The 14,459-nt window shown below is 61.9% G+C and carries 13 protein-coding genes; 2 read left to right on the top strand and 11 right to left on the bottom strand.

The features are described from left to right. Positions 1-61: 61 nt before the first annotated feature. The gene (locus AC3ANW_RS04185) at positions 62-925 is read left to right on the top strand and encodes a metal-dependent hydrolase (protein WP_488343947.1); all 864 of its coding nucleotides are present in this window, start codon (positions 62-64) and stop codon (positions 923-925) included. 16 nt (positions 926-941) lie between these two features. Here the strand turns inward: AC3ANW_RS04185 and AC3ANW_RS04180 are convergent, their stop codons facing one another. Next, entirely contained in the window at positions 942-1,916 is a 975-nt protein-coding gene (locus tag AC3ANW_RS04180) for a 3-hydroxyacyl-CoA dehydrogenase (RefSeq protein WP_488343946.1), read from the bottom strand. Positions 1,917-2,142: 226 nt separating this feature from the next. On the opposite strand from AC3ANW_RS04180, the gene tssJ reads away from it, so the two are divergent. Next, the gene (gene tssJ / locus AC3ANW_RS04175; RefSeq protein WP_488343945.1) at positions 2,143-2,823 is read left to right on the top strand and encodes a type VI secretion system lipoprotein TssJ; all 681 of its coding nucleotides are present in this window, start codon (positions 2,143-2,145) and stop codon (positions 2,821-2,823) included. Here tssJ and AC3ANW_RS04170 read toward each other — a convergent pair. From AC3ANW_RS04170 to AC3ANW_RS04125, 10 genes are all read right to left on the bottom strand, one after another. Next, positions 2,813-2,968 (bottom strand): hypothetical protein, encoded by a 156-nt coding sequence (locus AC3ANW_RS04170; RefSeq protein ID WP_488343944.1) that lies wholly within the window; start codon positions 2,966-2,968, stop codon positions 2,813-2,815. The two genes, tssJ and AC3ANW_RS04170, sit on opposite strands and share 11 nt — an antisense overlap. A gap of 116 nt (positions 2,969-3,084) precedes the next feature. Further along, positions 3,085-3,945 (bottom strand): type VI secretion system protein TssA, encoded by an 861-nt coding sequence (locus tag AC3ANW_RS04165; RefSeq protein WP_488343943.1) that lies wholly within the window; start codon positions 3,943-3,945, stop codon positions 3,085-3,087. Next, positions 3,942-5,021, bottom strand: coding sequence for a type VI secretion system baseplate subunit TssG (gene tssG, locus AC3ANW_RS04160; RefSeq protein WP_488343942.1), 1,080 nt, complete (start codon positions 5,019-5,021; stop codon positions 3,942-3,944). Before tssG ends, AC3ANW_RS04165 begins: the two co-directional genes overlap by 4 nt. A gap of 65 nt (positions 5,022-5,086) precedes the next feature. Beyond that, positions 5,087-6,970: a type VI secretion system baseplate subunit TssF gene (gene tssF, locus AC3ANW_RS04155; protein WP_488343941.1), complete on the bottom strand. Its 1,884-nt coding sequence runs from the start codon at positions 6,968-6,970 to the stop codon at positions 5,087-5,089. 73 nt (positions 6,971-7,043) lie between these two features. Then, positions 7,044-7,580, bottom strand: coding sequence for a type VI secretion system baseplate subunit TssE (gene tssE / locus AC3ANW_RS04150; protein ID WP_488343940.1), 537 nt, complete (start codon positions 7,578-7,580; stop codon positions 7,044-7,046). Between the two features lie 14 nt (positions 7,581-7,594). After that, positions 7,595-7,912: a hypothetical protein gene (locus AC3ANW_RS04145; protein WP_488343939.1), complete on the bottom strand. Its 318-nt coding sequence runs from the start codon at positions 7,910-7,912 to the stop codon at positions 7,595-7,597. Between the two features lie 438 nt (positions 7,913-8,350). Continuing rightward, the gene (locus AC3ANW_RS04140; RefSeq protein ID WP_488343938.1) at positions 8,351-8,881 is read right to left on the bottom strand and encodes a hypothetical protein; all 531 of its coding nucleotides are present in this window, start codon (positions 8,879-8,881) and stop codon (positions 8,351-8,353) included. Next, a complete protein-coding gene (locus AC3ANW_RS04135) occupies positions 8,878-11,205 on the bottom strand; it encodes a hypothetical protein (protein ID WP_488343937.1) in 2,328 nt (775 codons plus the stop codon). The genes AC3ANW_RS04140 and AC3ANW_RS04135 overlap by 4 nt, the downstream gene beginning before the upstream one ends. 12 nt (positions 11,206-11,217) lie before the next feature. Continuing rightward, the gene (locus tag AC3ANW_RS04130) at positions 11,218-13,872 is read right to left on the bottom strand and encodes a type VI secretion system Vgr family protein (protein WP_488343936.1); all 2,655 of its coding nucleotides are present in this window, start codon (positions 13,870-13,872) and stop codon (positions 11,218-11,220) included. Next, positions 13,847-14,458, bottom strand: coding sequence for a TagK domain-containing protein (locus AC3ANW_RS04125; protein WP_488343935.1), 612 nt, complete (start codon positions 14,456-14,458; stop codon positions 13,847-13,849). The genes AC3ANW_RS04130 and AC3ANW_RS04125 overlap by 26 nt, the downstream gene beginning before the upstream one ends. Position 14,459 lies beyond the last annotated feature (1 nt).

Here is a 14,459-nt window from a genome sequence, read left to right as displayed (position 1 = left end):
CCTGTAAAACTGAGCTTAAGGCGAGTGGCGGTCAGCACTTGAAACTGAATAATGCTCAGGTATGAACCCAGTCCATGCCTCGCCGCCCTTGCTTATCCGCAAGCTCGAAGTCGATCTGCGCCGCGGGTTCGGCCGCCGCTGGTTTGCCGGGGATGCATTCCGCACCCAGTTCTTCAACGCCCTGTCGATGAGTTTCCCAGTGGGCGAGCAATTTTTCATCGACTCGGTCCGAGACGCCGCACGGCTGCTGCCCGATACACCGCATAACGCGGCGCTGCGCCAGACCATTGCCGGTTTCATCGGCCAGGAAGCGACCCACCGCCATATCCACGGCCTGTACAACATCCAGCTGGAAAAACAGGGCCTGGTGAACCGCTGGCAGCACTGGGCGGAAGCACGCCTGGCCCGTCTGCGCGCCCGCCGCCCCGCGCTGGATGCGCGCCATGCGCTGGCCGCCACCTGCGCGTTCGAGCATCTCACCGCACTGCTGGCCGACGGAACACTGCGTTATCCGCGCTGGCTCGACGGTGCGGAGGCCGACATGCAGACCGTGTGGCGCTGGCACGCAGCCGAAGAAACCGAACACAACGCGGTCGCCTTCGACCTGTACAACGCCCTCGGCGGCAGCTACGGCATGCGCCTGCGCTGGTACCTCTACGTATGTTTCAGCTTTTTGCGCGACGCCACCGGCCAGACCGTTCTGAACCTGCACCACGACGGCAGCCTGTGGCGGCCGTCGACCTGGTGGAATGCAGCCCGCCTTCTGCTGGGAGCCGACGGCCTGGTGTGGCGTTGCGCGCGCCCAGTGGCGGACTACCTGAGGCGCGACTTCCACCCGTCGCAGGACCGCCATGTCGAAACGGCCCGACATCTGGCCGCCGGCTGGCTGGCAGCGAATGCCGGGCAATACCGGGTGATACGCTGAACCGGCTGCCGCTTTTTCAGGATTTCTCGTGGTCCTGCTGGCGGAATTGCGCCATCGCCATCAGCTGGGAGTCGCGCCACTGCACCCGCTGCTCCCACTCTTCCAGGGGCAACAAGGCACGGCGTTGTGCGGCAACTTCGCCGACCAGCTCGGGGGTCCAGGGATCGTTCTGGCCGCGCTGGGCGCCCATGCGGGCATAGGCGGGGCCCATCTTCGACGCATGCGACTCGATGCCGCCACGGGTGTTCAGGTCCACCGTTTCGAACGGGCCGATGAACGACCAGCGCAGGCCCAGGCCGTCGCGCACCACCGTGTCGATGTCTTCTACCGATGCGATGCCGTCGCGCACCAGGCAGTAGGCCTCGCGCAGCACGGCACCCTGGATGCGGTTGAACAGGAAACCCTCGATCTCCTTGCGCACCACCACCGGTTTCATGCCCATCGAGGTGAACTGGGCGCGGCAGCGCTCCACGGCTTGCGGGCTGGTGAAGTCCGCAGGCGCCAGCTCGATGACCGGAATCAGGTACGGCGGATTGCCCGGATGCGCCACCAGGCAGCGGGCCCGGCCCGGCAGGTCGGCGCAAACCTGCGATATGGGCAGTGCCGACGATGCACTGCACAGCACGGCATCGGCCGGCGCGGCGGCATCGAGCGCGGCGAAAACCGCCTGCTTCACCTCGACCCGCTCGGGTGCGCATTCGATGGCCAGCGCCACGCCGGCCGCGGCGATCTCGATGGTCTCGACCATGGAAACCCGCGCCGTCAGGGTGTCGACGGGTTCCCGCAGCAATGTGTACCGCTGCAGCATTTCGGCCCGTTCGTGCAATTCGGCCGGCGCCACCCGACGACGCTCAGCCGATGGATCCTGCACTCGCACCGTCCAGCCGGCACGCGCCAGCACCAGGGCAAAGGCAACGCCAATGCTGCCACCGCCGATGACAGCGGCGGTCTTCGGCGACGGGGCGGCGGCGGAGTCAGGGGTGGTGGGCATATCGGGAACGGATGTCATGAGAGCGGATGGACAGGTGGAAACCGCTGATTATCGACCGCTGGCAGCCGACCTGCGGCTGCAAAGCTTGGGTTTGATGCATCAAATCGCAAAAATCCGCATGGATATTAGTCGATCGCTGATTATTTCGACTCGGAAATCTTGTCCGCCAGATTATCGGATCGATGCTCTAATGGACGCCTTCAATAATCCACTGAAGCATTAACCCATGACATTTTCCCGACGCGACTGGATACTCCGATCTGCCGCCCCGCCACTCTTGTCCGTGCTGCCCTCCGCCTGCAGCGTCCTCGGCGGAAGCGACGAACCGAACCCCAAACAGCCGCGCCTGCTGGAGATTTCCCTTGCGGCCGACAGCAACGCCAATATCGATATCCATGAACGCGGCGCACCGATATTGCTTCGAATATACGAACTGGCATCTGACGTGGGTTTTCTGGAAGCAGATTTTTTCTCGATACAGGACCGCGAGAAAATCACGCTCGGCAGTGACTTGTTATCGACCGACGTCTTCATGCTTCGGCCGGGCGAGACCCGCAGCATCCGCCGCAAGGCCCAGGCCGGCGCAACCGCCATCGGCGTGTTCGCCGCCTACCGCGACTTGCCGGCCTCGGTCTGGCGTGTCAGCCATGCGTTGGCGCCCGCTGCAGATGCGCACTGGTACCGCAAGGCCGCCAGGCTGCGGCTGGCTGTCTCGGTCCAGGCGCGGGGGCTTCTGGTGAAAGACGCGGACGACTTGTCAGATCCCGCCCTGGCCCACCGTGCCCGCGAGTCGGCAGTATCGCCACCGACGCCGTCGATGCCACTCCGGGATCCGCCAGCCGTGTCAGCGATGCCGCCGCCGCCGAATATGCCGCAGCTTCCTGCGGTGCCCGACCTCAAACCTTGACGCTGGGGATCGCCGGTTTGCCCCGCCCCCGGGCCGGAGCGGTTGGAAGCTCCGGTGGCAGCGCATCGATCTCGGCGTCGGAAAGCTCGGTCTCGTGCGCGGTACCCGAGAACGAAACCGGCGAAAAAGCCGAAACGGGGGACATGGCAGCAGACCGTGCGGCGCATTCGAATCGCTTGACCCTGCCGACACGCCGCGCAAACCACCATCCGGCGCCCACCGCGGCAGCTACTCCCACACCGGCCAGCAAAAGCGCCGGTCTCAAACCGGCACCCCGCCGCGCCCTGCCACCGCGTGCCACTTGCGCAGGCAGTCCGGCGGTATCGCATCGACCAGGTCGGCGAAGGGTTTGCCAATCAGATGCTCGGCATACAGAAGCAACAGGGCGACCGGGCTGCTGGGTTCGTGGTGTTCGAACCATTGGCGGGCCTGTGCCAGCACGGCACGCATGTCGGCCCGGCTGACAGCGATCGGCCCGCTGGCCGTGGCGGTTTCCGTGGCTTGTGTCATCGCAGGAAAAGACTCTGGTTGATCGGCCGTCGGTTCGACAAGGAAATCATTGAGCAAACGCGACATGCGCTGCAGGTCCGGCGCTTCTTCCAGAAGCTGGCGATCGACCCAATCGACGATGCAGGACCAGTTTTCTGCTGCTTCCACCAGGGCCGGCAGATGTTCGTTTTTCACCGGAAAAGCAAGCATGGCGCCTACGTCACCCAGCAAACCCAGCGGATCACACAGCATCGCCAGCGCATTGGCGCGCGGCACCGGGTCGAACTCGCCATCGGTCCAGGCTTGCGGGTGCACCGCATCCGGCCAGGTCAGAAGCACCGAATACAACTCGGCCAGTGCGTCGGCCAGACCAGCCGCATGCCGCAGCCGGACCGCCGCACGGCAGACACAGTTCCACAACACGATGTCCTGGCTGCGCGCCAGCAATCGCCTGGCCTCCCGCTCGATGGCCGTCCAGTCGGGTGCCTCACCGCTGCCGACAAAGTCGCCGTACTGCACCTCGACACCGGGCGCCAGCCGCGCCAGCAGCAAGAGGTAGTCGGGTTCGTATTCCAGGCTCGGGCCGCAAGCCATGACATCCGGCGGTCTGGAGGATGGGTTTTCAGTGTTCATGGGACGGGAGGGCGTTCGGGAGGGCGTTCGGGAGATCGTTCGACATCACGGCTCAGCATTTCCGGCTCGAACACCATGCCGGTGGCATGCGGCTGCGCCCGGCCCGGTGCCGCCAGCCAGGTCGACCAGCCGAGGCGGGGCCCCGGCTGGGCTTGTGCCAGCAGCCGGGTCGGCGGGACGCTTTCGGCCTGGACCTGCAGTTCCAGGTCCCAGAAGAATTCATGTCCCACGAAGGCGCGGACCCAGGCAACCAGCAAGGGCAGGTCGACACCTTCGGGCGTGAAACGCAGGTAACGGTCCAGCGGCAGCGGACCCAGCACCAGGCGGAAGCGGCTCTGTCGGTCGGCCACCCTGGCGCCCAGCATGGCGCCCTGCCCCAGCGAATTCGCCGACTGTGCACGCGCCAGCCGGCACTGGTCGGCGGGATCGATGGCGATCCAGTGCAGCATGAACTCGCGCAACTGCACCGGCACACCGAAAAAATGGCGCAGCGTCTGCAGCAGGCCGTCGGCGTGGCGTGTGTCGGGCGCCAGGTGTGCGGCGGCGGACAGCCGGGCATGGCTCGGCAAGACCGAGTCGCGGATCTCCAGCGGGTCGTGCCCGGTCAGGCGGGCGATGTAGGCACTGAAACGTTCGTCGTCCTTGCTGTCCAACCCGGCGGCGGCCTGGGCCTGTGACCAGGCCCGGTAGAAATGGGTGAGATACCGGTGATGGAACAGGTCCAGAAAATTGGCCAGCGTTCCGTCGCGGTGCTGATGGCTGCGCTCCCGTACCCATTCGGTGTAATGCAGCGGCAACGGACCCTGGGGACCCAGCAAACCCAGGCCGAACAAACGGATCAGCGGCAGCGCGGGCTGGTTGCCGCGCAAGGGCTGGGCGGCGAGCTCGGGCGAAGCCTGGTCCTCCGGCAACACGACTTCGGCGATTTCTCGCGGAGCGAACGCCAGGTCGGCGGCCTGCCCGAGCCGAAACGTCGTCTCCTGCTGCGGGCGGCGCGCCTGGCCGATGGGCACCGCGCCGCCCTGCCGGGCCATCAACCGGCGCAGCAGGGGCAGGAAGCCAAAGCGCCATGGCATGGCGCGCACCTGATGCAGCAATGGTTGCCGTGGCCCGGCATCGAGAAAAAACCGGGTGCTGCGTTTCACACGATGCCCCTGCCGCCCATCCGGGTCGACCAGCGGGCGACCGTGCCCCGCTGTACCGACACCAGCACGGTTTCGGTAAATACATTCAGGCTGACGTGGCGCGCCAGGTAACGCTCCAGCACCAGGCCGAAGAGGTAGGGACTGGCACCGGAGAAACCGGTTTCGTCCACCGTCAGAGTGCACTCCACGCCGCGCCCGTACAACAGCGGCCCCTTGCCGGGCAGGCGGCGTGTGACCGGCTTCACCGAGGATGCGACCAGGCCGTCGATCTGCCGCAAGGCCGCGCCATCGCCGGGGTCGACGAACAGCTTGAGCATGTCGCGCAAGGCCGATGCTCCCTCGCGCTGCGGCAGGTCCTGCAGCGGAAGATGGTTGAAACCCAGTTGCCGGATCAGGCGCCACGACAATTCCTTTCGGGCGAAAGGCGGCCGCGGGGTGGACGGCGCGCGGATCAGGCCGACGCCGGACAGCGGCGCGCCCCCTTCGAACGTCAGGTCGGACACCCCGTTGCGCGGCACCAGGCCAGGCAGGTCGCGGTTGGTCAGCAGCGCCGTCATCGACAGGGACGCCAGCGATTCCGGATAAGGCGCCTCGTCCTGGTCCACCAGCGACGCGAACAACTCGCTGCCGACATAAGGCATTCGTGTGCCGTACCGCCGCGCATTGTCGGAAGGCAGCCGCGCCTCGCGCCGCACCGAGAAGTACCGGCCGTGATTGCCTTCGTCCTCGTTGCGTGTCTCGTAGATGGGGCGAAAGACCGCCGGGCTCAGGTCCTTGTCGATCGGCTGGGACAAGGCCTGGACGGAATGCACTTCGAAGTCGAGCGGTCGGTTCGTGTCAGGCACCAGATGGAATTCGGACTGGGCCGGATTCAACATCACCGGTGCGCCCTGGTGTTCGAAGAGATTGATGACAGGCGTGCAGAACAAGGCGAACTGCGCCGCGTCCACCAGCGGCTGCAATGCGCCCGGCGGCCGGCTCAGCAGCACCACGATCTCGGCTTCCGGTCCGTCGATGGTCGCCAGGCCGGCGCGCAACTGCGTCAGCCTGAAAAACCAGAACCGCTGCGGGCAGGCAAAGAACTCGTGCAGCAGATTGTGGCCGTGGAAGGTGTTCCATTGCAGCGGCAGCAGCCCCTGGCCCGGCTCCAGCGCCTCGTGCACCAGCGCACCCTCGGTCGCCAGCGACGATTGCGCCGTCAGCTTGCCGGGCGTGCCGATCACCGTGCCGACTGCCGAGGCATGCAGCAATTCGAACAGGTGGGAAGCCACCTCTTCACTGCCGCTCAGGTAGACCGGCAGTTCGTCGAGACCCTTCAGGCCGGCAAAGCTGCCGGTCTCCGTCGTCAGCCGCAACCGCAGCCGCAAGGCGCCGGCCAGCTGCACGTGGGCTGGCAAAAACCGGTGGATGCCCGCCAGGTCCGGCGGCGCGGCGGTGAGTCGGGCCTCGACGATCTCGATGGGCCACAGAACCACCGGCTGGCTGGAGCGGAACCGACATGCGGTCTTTTCGCCCGGCGCCGGCCGTGCGGTGAAGACCGAATGCCGAGGCACCGGATAAGCCGTCATGTCATTGGACAGGCCGCCCTTGGGCTGGAGACGTGCCACCGCCATCGACGGCGTGGGGCAGAGGTAGTTGGGGTAGAGAGTTTCCAGCAGGCGCTCGGTGAAGCGGGGAAATTCTGCGTCCAGCTTGATCTGCACCCGGGCGGACATGAAGCTGAAGGATTCGATCAGCCGTTCGACATAAGGGTCGTCGACCTCGGTGCCGTGCATGCCGAGCCGGCGCGCGATCTTGGGATGGGCCGCCGCGAACTCACCGCCGGCCTCGCGCATGTAAGCCAGTTCGCGGTTGAAGTATTCGAGGAGTTGCGGGTCCATGGGGTCGGTGTGTCAGTTAGATCGGGGTGGGCTCGGGATGGCTGGAATGGCTGCTTTTTGGGGCGACCCGAGGTCAGGCGAACTCGCCCAGCCGGCTGGTTTCGAGATCGACCGCGCTCTGCACCAAAAACGCCAGCGGATAGGGCCTGGCGTTGATCTGTGCACGGATTTCGAAGCGCAACAAATGGCCACCGCCCTGCCCTGCCGATTGCTCGCGCGTGGGCAAGGGAGTGACCGCGATCGACCGCTCGTCCAGCCGCGGTTCGAACTGTTTCACGGCTTCCCGGATCAGGATTTCGACCTGCTCCCACTGACCCTCCTGCACATGCTGGCCGGCCAGGGGTGGGATACCGAAATTGAGGCAGGAACCGGCGGCGTGCGGATAGGTTGCTGGGTGGATCAGGCCGTCGGCGTTCAGGGTGTTGAGGAGGAAGGACAGGTCACGACGGATCGACTGGCGGAGGGTGTCGGCGGTGTGGGCGTAGTCGGATGGGGGTTCGGCGGGTTGGGAGGGGTTGTCGTCCTGGAGGCGGTCGAAAAGGGTCGGGAGAAGGGATTGCCGGCCTCGGCGGGGAGAGGTGCCTATGGAGGTTGTGGGGAGGTAGGTCATTAACAGGTTAACGTCTAACTCCGAGGAGCTTCAGGTAAATACCGAAGAATCAAACTCTGCATCGCGCTAGTGGTGGTTTTTGACAAACATTTATATTCCCTCACGTTTTTTCCGACTCGTGTATTCAATCCAACAAACTTGCTTTCACCGTCCATATCTGTCAAGACGCGAAGTACTCCCTTGCCAGAAAACTCGATCGACTCCAAAACAATAGCGCCGCCGTAAGGCTTGAGGAAAGTGCCAAGGAATATTCCGCTCTTTGCAGAGACCGCAGTTTCCGGAAATCTTATATTCACCTTACCCAAAGGACCCGACCTGTAGTTCAAAAGCATGTCGGCATCCTCAGATTGAGGATTAACTGCTGACCCGCAGAGCGAAATAACAGTCTCCGACCCTCGCAGGCGGCAAGAGAAATAAGTGTATTCGGAAGCTATACAGTGGGTCGGTGCTTCGGCTGGTGACGCCGCGAAAACCTCCATCCCATGCATCCCGCCCAACAAGATTATTCCCGACACTTTTGCTCGAAACTTCATTCTCGATAAATGCAAACACCACCGAAAAATCAAAATCCCACTTGACGCCATCAATACGCTTTCAGTCTTCATTATCGCGCCTTATTTATGTGAACCCGCAGGCGGCTCTAGGATATACTTAACAAGGATTGTGTGAGCGTAACGGCGGCACAAGAATGTTTAACCTTTTCCCCCATGACTACAATCCCAACGAACGGATCGGAACACCAAAGATATCAATATCATACTCAGCACAAATCAATGATTTGACTGGAAACTCACTGGGCACGCCACTTTGGGATTTTCACTTATCGCACAAAAGATCCCTCGCGCCCGATCATAAATTAGGGTGAAGTTTGCTTTTACAAAGCTGTCAGGCGACGACCCAAAATTAATTTCATGTGCGACTCTCATCGTCAAGCGTCCATTTTTAACTTCAGCACGCGCCATTTCGGAACCCCAGCGGCAAAGTGTTCGCGGCTGGCTTTCATCTACATAACGAATTTTATTTTTAAAATCGTTAAAAACAATGCATGCCATATCATCAGCTGGGCCACGCGGTTGCGCGAGTAAAACCGTTCCATGCGCACTTTTATAATACCAATCGAAAGCACGAACAACTTTTAAATCGTATTTGGCAAAGATGAATGAGTGCTCATAACGCCGTGCGTCAATCATTTGGCGCGTCAAGTCTGAATCTACAGGACCACGTTGCCCCGCGAACGCGGGCATGAATGAAGCAGAGGAAACAACCAATATCCATACGAAGAAATTTAAATTGAAAGTCATTGCTTCGGCCTTAGCAAATTAACCCGTATTAGTTTATCGGGCGAAAGTGAAATATTAAGTTCAATGGAGAGGGAAAGCGTGTCACCCAAAACATGATTTATATAGGCTGCATATGCCAGTCGCTCAAATTTTCCATTTCCCCCTCCGTTCACCAAAACGCTAACGCGATTAACAATATCGATACCAACGCCCCAGTCTGACTTTCGATTTATATTAATATGGCCTTCATGATGTTTTGACACCCAATAAAAACCACCCGAGTCACATGCACAGTATGGATCTGATGCCACAATGTCTGGATCGTATTTGGGTGACCACTGTGTTTGTTGACTTGCTTTGGAAGCAGGATTTCCAGTCCAATGCTTGGACACTTCAGTAATTCGCGGCCGAGTTGGCGTCAACTTCTCGACATAGGGTCCAAAATGATCTGGCAGCGAAAGCTTTGATCGAAATCTGCCGTACTCTTCGTAGTTTCCCGCCCATGTCAACTGCATGACCCCACGGCCATAAAATGCGGAATACTTCTCCACCAACGCATTACCACTTTGGGCCTTACCAAAAAACCACTCTTCCATTTTTTGTCTCATTGGACCTGAAGATGGTCTCCACTGCGCCGTCTCCAACATGACCTGCGCTAAAAAATTCACCCATCGCGCAGCGGTATTGATTGAGTACTTTCGCGCTACGCGATTCAATGGAATGTGATATAAACCGAGACGGTCTTCAGCCATTTTTACGGTAATGATATTCTCCACTCCGATTTCGCTCGCCACCATCGGATTATTCTTCGTCTCATAATTCGGATGACGCGGAATGGTTTGTAAAAATTCGCGCTTACTTAACCATCCCACCCGCCGCATTGTCGCCAAAAACTCCTGCGGATGAAATCTCCATTTGGCACTCTTATACTCCTCAGGCAGATCTCCCACTGAAATTGCTTCCGCATGACGCTTGACCTCGGCCCACTTCTTTTCGCTGATAGGTTTTTCAGCATTTATCGGATGCCGCAGCCAACCATGTCGGGCTTCAATGGTGGAACGGTCCCATTCCGTAGGAAAAAAACATATGGCGCGCCTCAATCGCGTTTTTACGTCTTCAACGCCAATTCGTTTCGCCAACTCCTCGGACTCGAATCGTTCCTCCTGTTTTAATTTGGAATTTGCGATCCAGCGTTTCATATTTTCCGACTGGCATCGCTGATCATGATGCGCGGCATCGTCAGAGAAAAAGTTCCATTCGCCTATATATGGAAAATCAGCTTCGCTCAGCTTGAAGGTTCCGGATGAATTCAGATCCGCCCAAACGGTCCCACTGGCAGTTGGAATTTCTCGCCAGTGAGCTGCATCAATCGGCAACGGGTCTGGTCCCAAATTCCTGCCGAAGCGCAGCAAATCGTACCAGCCGCTGGGGCTACTCAGGCCTACAAAGGTCTGTGAACTGACTTGTTTATGGATAGCACAAGCATGTTCGTACAGTTGATATTCAAAGTCGTCAGCTTTCTTCACCGCGCCAATGATTTTTCCCGAAAGATCCAAGCTTGTGAGATAACCCTGACCTAACTCGTAACGGATACGGACCCATTGCGCTGAACCCAGCGTTTGACTTGTGTGGCTGCCAGAACGCAAGTGGTTCTTGGGTAGATACGATGCGGTTGCGGTCCCAGCCGGCAGATAGATGTAGAGGTCTCCAAAGACAGCGTCTATACGACCATCAGCAGTCGGGGTGTTCGGCCTGCCGATGTCATAAGGCGGTTGCCACTCTGGCTTTTTACCTGTCAGGTTGATAAGTTGCGCCTCGTCGCAACAAACTTCGAAGTGGATGTCAGCCGGTGCGGCATAGATTTTTCCTGGCCTGCCAATAACGTCTTTTCTGTAGACTGATTTGCCAAGCGTTACGGCGAGGTCCACCTCACACAGATGCATAGTCAGCGTGAAGTAGGTAAAGCTGGTTACTACGTCACCTTTGGCCCCGATTTCGGTACTGTGCCGGATGATCACGCAACCGTCGTCCGTCCATTTCGGGCCATCGTTGCTGGGCGAGTAATTCAACGCGTGGTTGGGATCCTCTGTGTATTTTGTGGCTTGGCGTATGTAGATCACAGTGCCATCCGCGACAGCGCGCGCAGGCAGGTGGTGACTGTTGACGTAAGGGGCTGACAAGTGCAATCCGGTGTGCCACATGAAACGGCCACCGATTGGGAATGATCCTTCTTGCGTGTCAACGCCGTTTGCTAGCGCCTTCTGTTGCTCCATTGCCCGATCTATCCATTGGGTTTCGGTTTCATTTGAGTCGCGGACAGGAAGAAAGGGGGGGCTGATGACCATGAGATTCCTCTGTTAGTTCGATATCGACACGCTGCCGTCTGCAGCATCCCCAAGCTTCAAATCAACTCGCGGCAAGAGCGTGGTCTCTACAGGCACGTTGTGCTCCGGCGTCACCCCATGCTTGCCCGCACGCACGCTCCAAGTCCCGGCCGTCCCCACCGTCACACCGGCAGCATCCAGCCGCAGGTAACTGCCGCCGCCGTTGATCACCACCTCCTTGCGGCCCCGCAGTTCGATGCGGTCGCCTTCCATGCGGATATCCAGCTGCGCCAGCAGCCTGATGCTGTGCTGCAGGGCCGATATCTCGATGTCGCCGGCGGCCGCCACCAGCTTCATGCCGGCCCGGAAGGCGAACAGCCGGATGGCTTCCTGCGCGCTGGCCAGCAAGTGCCCGAAGGCACTGATGCTGGTGTCGGCCCTACTGGTCAGCGCGATGGCTTCCTCGCTCGCAAGGTGGGTCGGCCCGACGCTGGTGCTGGCGATGCCGGCGGCGCTGGCGATGACGACATGGGGCTGGGTCAGTTCGCCGGATGGTTTGCCTTTTCCCTGGCTTCCCTGGCTTCCCTGGCTTCCCTGGATCTCCCGGTTCTGTGTCTTCAGGTCGGCTGCCACGGACTCCTGTTCGCCTGCGGGTTGCGCCGTGCCTTGGCGGGCCGACCGGCCCAGCACCGTGTGCTGTTCCTGCGCCCGCTGCAGGCGCTGCGTGGTCTCCGGCATGTCCTTCGCATGGCTGCGTGCGGCCTGGCGTTTTTCGGAGGTGATCAGCAGACCCGCACCGGCCCGCATCACGCCGTGACCGTCGGTTCGCAAGTCGAAACCCTCGCCTCTTGCATCCTTGCGGCCCTGATGGTCCTCGATGCGGCAGATGGCGCCCAGGCTCAGCTGGCTGTGCTGGTGGTCGCTCTTGATCTGGGCCTGGATGGCACCCTCGGTGTCGTCCAGCACGATGTGGTTGCTGCGGCCCCAGGCACGGTTGCCGGTGCCCTCGCCATTGCGGTCGTGGCCGAGTTCGCGGCTGCGTATGCCGGACAGCGCGTTCTGGCTGGGCAGCATCCACGGCGGTGCGTTCTGCGGGTTGTGGACACTGCCGATACACACCGGCAGGTCGGGGTCCCCGCTGGTAAAGGCGACCTGCACTTCCTGGCCGATGCGGGGGATGTGGACCTGGCCCATCTGGCAGCCGGCCCAGTCGTTGCGCACACGGATCCAGCAGCTGGACCGTTCGTTCTTGTGCCCCAGCCGGTCCCACGGAAACTGCAGCTTGATACGGCCCAGGTCGTCGGTCCAGACGTTGGCGCCGGTCGGGCCGACGACCAGCGCGGTGTGGACGCCGTTGGCCTGGGGTTTGGGCTGCGTGAGTGCAGGCCGCAGCGGCTGGGACACGGGGTGCGCGGTGATGTCGACCTGGACACGCCACTGCCCTTTTTTGTCGGCGCCCGTGTTTTGCGCTCTTCCGTGTAACGGCACCGACTGGCTGGCATAGGCCGGGTTCTCGATGGCGAACCGGGTGTCGAGCACCAGGTAGTCGCCTTCGGCCGAGCGCAGGGGATGGTTGGCCAGGCGGAAGACTCGGCCGGGGACTACACCACGCAGGTTGCCGCTGGCGGTAGCGAGGGCTGCGTGGCTGGTCAGGGCCTCCAGCCGCACCCGGGCGAAGGCGGCGCCCTGGTCGTAGGCCGCATTGGCCGCGGGATCGTCGGTGCCTGCCGCGGGTTGGGCGAAGTGGCTGCCGCCCAGCGGGTGGTGCCACTGGTAGGTGTCCAGCAGCGGTCTTGCCGGCCGCCAGGCGCGCGGGTCGGATGGCCGGTCGGCTGCCGGCTCGCCGCTGGAGCGGCGCATGTCGGCTTCCGGCTGGTGGTAGTCGTGGTCGGTGGTGCTGTAGTGGTTGCCGGTCATCGCGCGCGCGGGGGCGAAGCGGTGGAAGTACTCGGCATCGGCCTTCCAGCCGGCGGGGCGGTAGTCGATGCGGTCGTAGGCGCCGGGCCTGTGTCCCGGGTTGTCCCTGGGACTGCTTGTGTACGCGGCGATGTGGTCGGCCAGCACCAGGCGATGCCGGCCGTCTTCATGTTCGAAGCCGTAGTGGATGCCGTATTCCTGGGTGAGGCGGCAGAAGAATGCGAAGTCGCTTTCGTTGAACTGGACCTGGAAGTCGCGCCGGGGGTAGGTGTGGATGAGGCGCTGCTGCACCTCGAACGGGTAGGCGGCCAGCAGTTCGCCAAGGATCTCGATGACGCTCAGGTCCTGGAAGATGCGGCAGTCGCTGTTGAGGGTGGCTCGGTGCAGCCAGGGCTCCAGCGTGAGCCGGAATTGCAGGTCCCGGCCGTCGTCGCCGGCCAGTTCCATGTGGGTGACGATGGCATTGATCTGCCGCACGCCGGCACCGATGCGGTCGACTGCGGACCCGACGGTGCCGGGTTCGAATCGGCCGGAGCCGTCGAGCTGGATGCGGCACTGGACTTCTGCGCCGATGAAGGTGTGCAGCGACCAGTCGGTGATGCCTGCGGCGTGGTGGCTCATGCCTTCGAGCGTCTGCACCACCAGCTCATAACGGAACAGGCTGTTCAGGCCTTCGGTGCCCGAGAGGCTGACGGGTTCCAGCGCCGGCTGCCCGAGGAACAGCGGGATGGCCGGACAGGTGACTTCAAGGGGTCGCTGCATCTGGATCATGGCGGGCCTGTGGTGCTGTGATGGGTGCCGGACTGGTGAAACGCCCGGGTCTCATGACGGTGCCGGTCGTCAACTGGTGGTGGTCGCGGCGGGTTTCGGCGGGCAGGCCGAACATGGCGCCGATCAACGGTGTTTCGGGCGCGAACAGGCGCAGGACTTCGGGTGGCACGGGCATGCTCAGCAGACCTGGCGCGCCGGCCGGTTCGTCGGAATCGAAACCGGCGATGCAGGTGTCGATGCTCAGCGGCGGCAGCACCATGTCACGCAGATGCACAAAAGGCTTGGCCAGCGCACCCAGGGCCTCGAAGTCGGGCGCCGGCTCATGGCGTCTGGCCTTGTGGGCCGGCCAGTCGGTGGTGCCCAGCAGTTGCGAGGGGTCGGCGACGACCCGGTCGAACTCGCGGCGCAAGGCGTCGACGAGGTGTTCGTCCGGCGCTGCCCGGTGCAGGGATGGCAGGCTTCGCGGCAGATCGGAGAATGCATCGCCGAAGCCGCCCGCGACCGTCGGGTCGACCGGTCCGGTGATGCCGAGGGCGGACAGGATGTCGGCATCCAGGCCCGGCGAATAGGAAGCGTTGTCCGCCATG

The sequence above is a fragment of the Xylophilus sp. PBN-3R genome, assembly GCF_057747805.1.
Note: the sequence above shows the minus strand (reverse complement) of the source record. Positions and strands in the feature narration are given on the sequence as shown.

Bases quoted from the DNA above. Each gene is read 5' to 3' on its own strand.
- AC3ANW_RS04185 (WP_488343947.1), top strand. From the start codon at position 62: ATGAACCCAGTCCATGCCTCGCCGCCCTTGCTTATCCGCAAGCTCGAA.
- AC3ANW_RS04180 (WP_488343946.1), bottom strand. From the start codon at position 1,916: ATGCCCACCACCCCTGACTCCGCCGCCGCCCCGTCGCCGAAGACCGCC.
- tssJ (WP_488343945.1), top strand. From the start codon at position 2,143: ATGACATTTTCCCGACGCGACTGGATACTCCGATCTGCCGCCCCGCCA.
- AC3ANW_RS04170 (WP_488343944.1), bottom strand. From the start codon at position 2,968: ATGTCCCCCGTTTCGGCTTTTTCGCCGGTTTCGTTCTCGGGTACCGCG.
- AC3ANW_RS04165 (WP_488343943.1), bottom strand. From the start codon at position 3,945: ATGAACACTGAAAACCCATCCTCCAGACCGCCGGATGTCATGGCTTGC.
- tssG (WP_488343942.1), bottom strand. From the start codon at position 5,021: ATGCCATGGCGCTTTGGCTTCCTGCCCCTGCTGCGCCGGTTGATGGCC.
- tssF (WP_488343941.1), bottom strand. From the start codon at position 6,970: ATGGACCCGCAACTCCTCGAATACTTCAACCGCGAACTGGCTTACATG.
- tssE (WP_488343940.1), bottom strand. From the start codon at position 7,580: ATGACCTACCTCCCCACAACCTCCATAGGCACCTCTCCCCGCCGAGGC.
- AC3ANW_RS04145 (WP_488343939.1), bottom strand. From the start codon at position 7,912: ATGCTTTTGAACTACAGGTCGGGTCCTTTGGGTAAGGTGAATATAAGA.
- AC3ANW_RS04140 (WP_488343938.1), bottom strand. From the start codon at position 8,881: ATGACTTTCAATTTAAATTTCTTCGTATGGATATTGGTTGTTTCCTCT.
- AC3ANW_RS04135 (WP_488343937.1), bottom strand. From the start codon at position 11,205: ATGGTCATCAGCCCCCCCTTTCTTCCTGTCCGCGACTCAAATGAAACC.
- AC3ANW_RS04130 (WP_488343936.1), bottom strand. From the start codon at position 13,872: ATGATCCAGATGCAGCGACCCCTTGAAGTCACCTGTCCGGCCATCCCG.
- AC3ANW_RS04125 (WP_488343935.1), bottom strand. From the start codon at position 14,458: ATGGCGGACAACGCTTCCTATTCGCCGGGCCTGGATGCCGACATCCTG.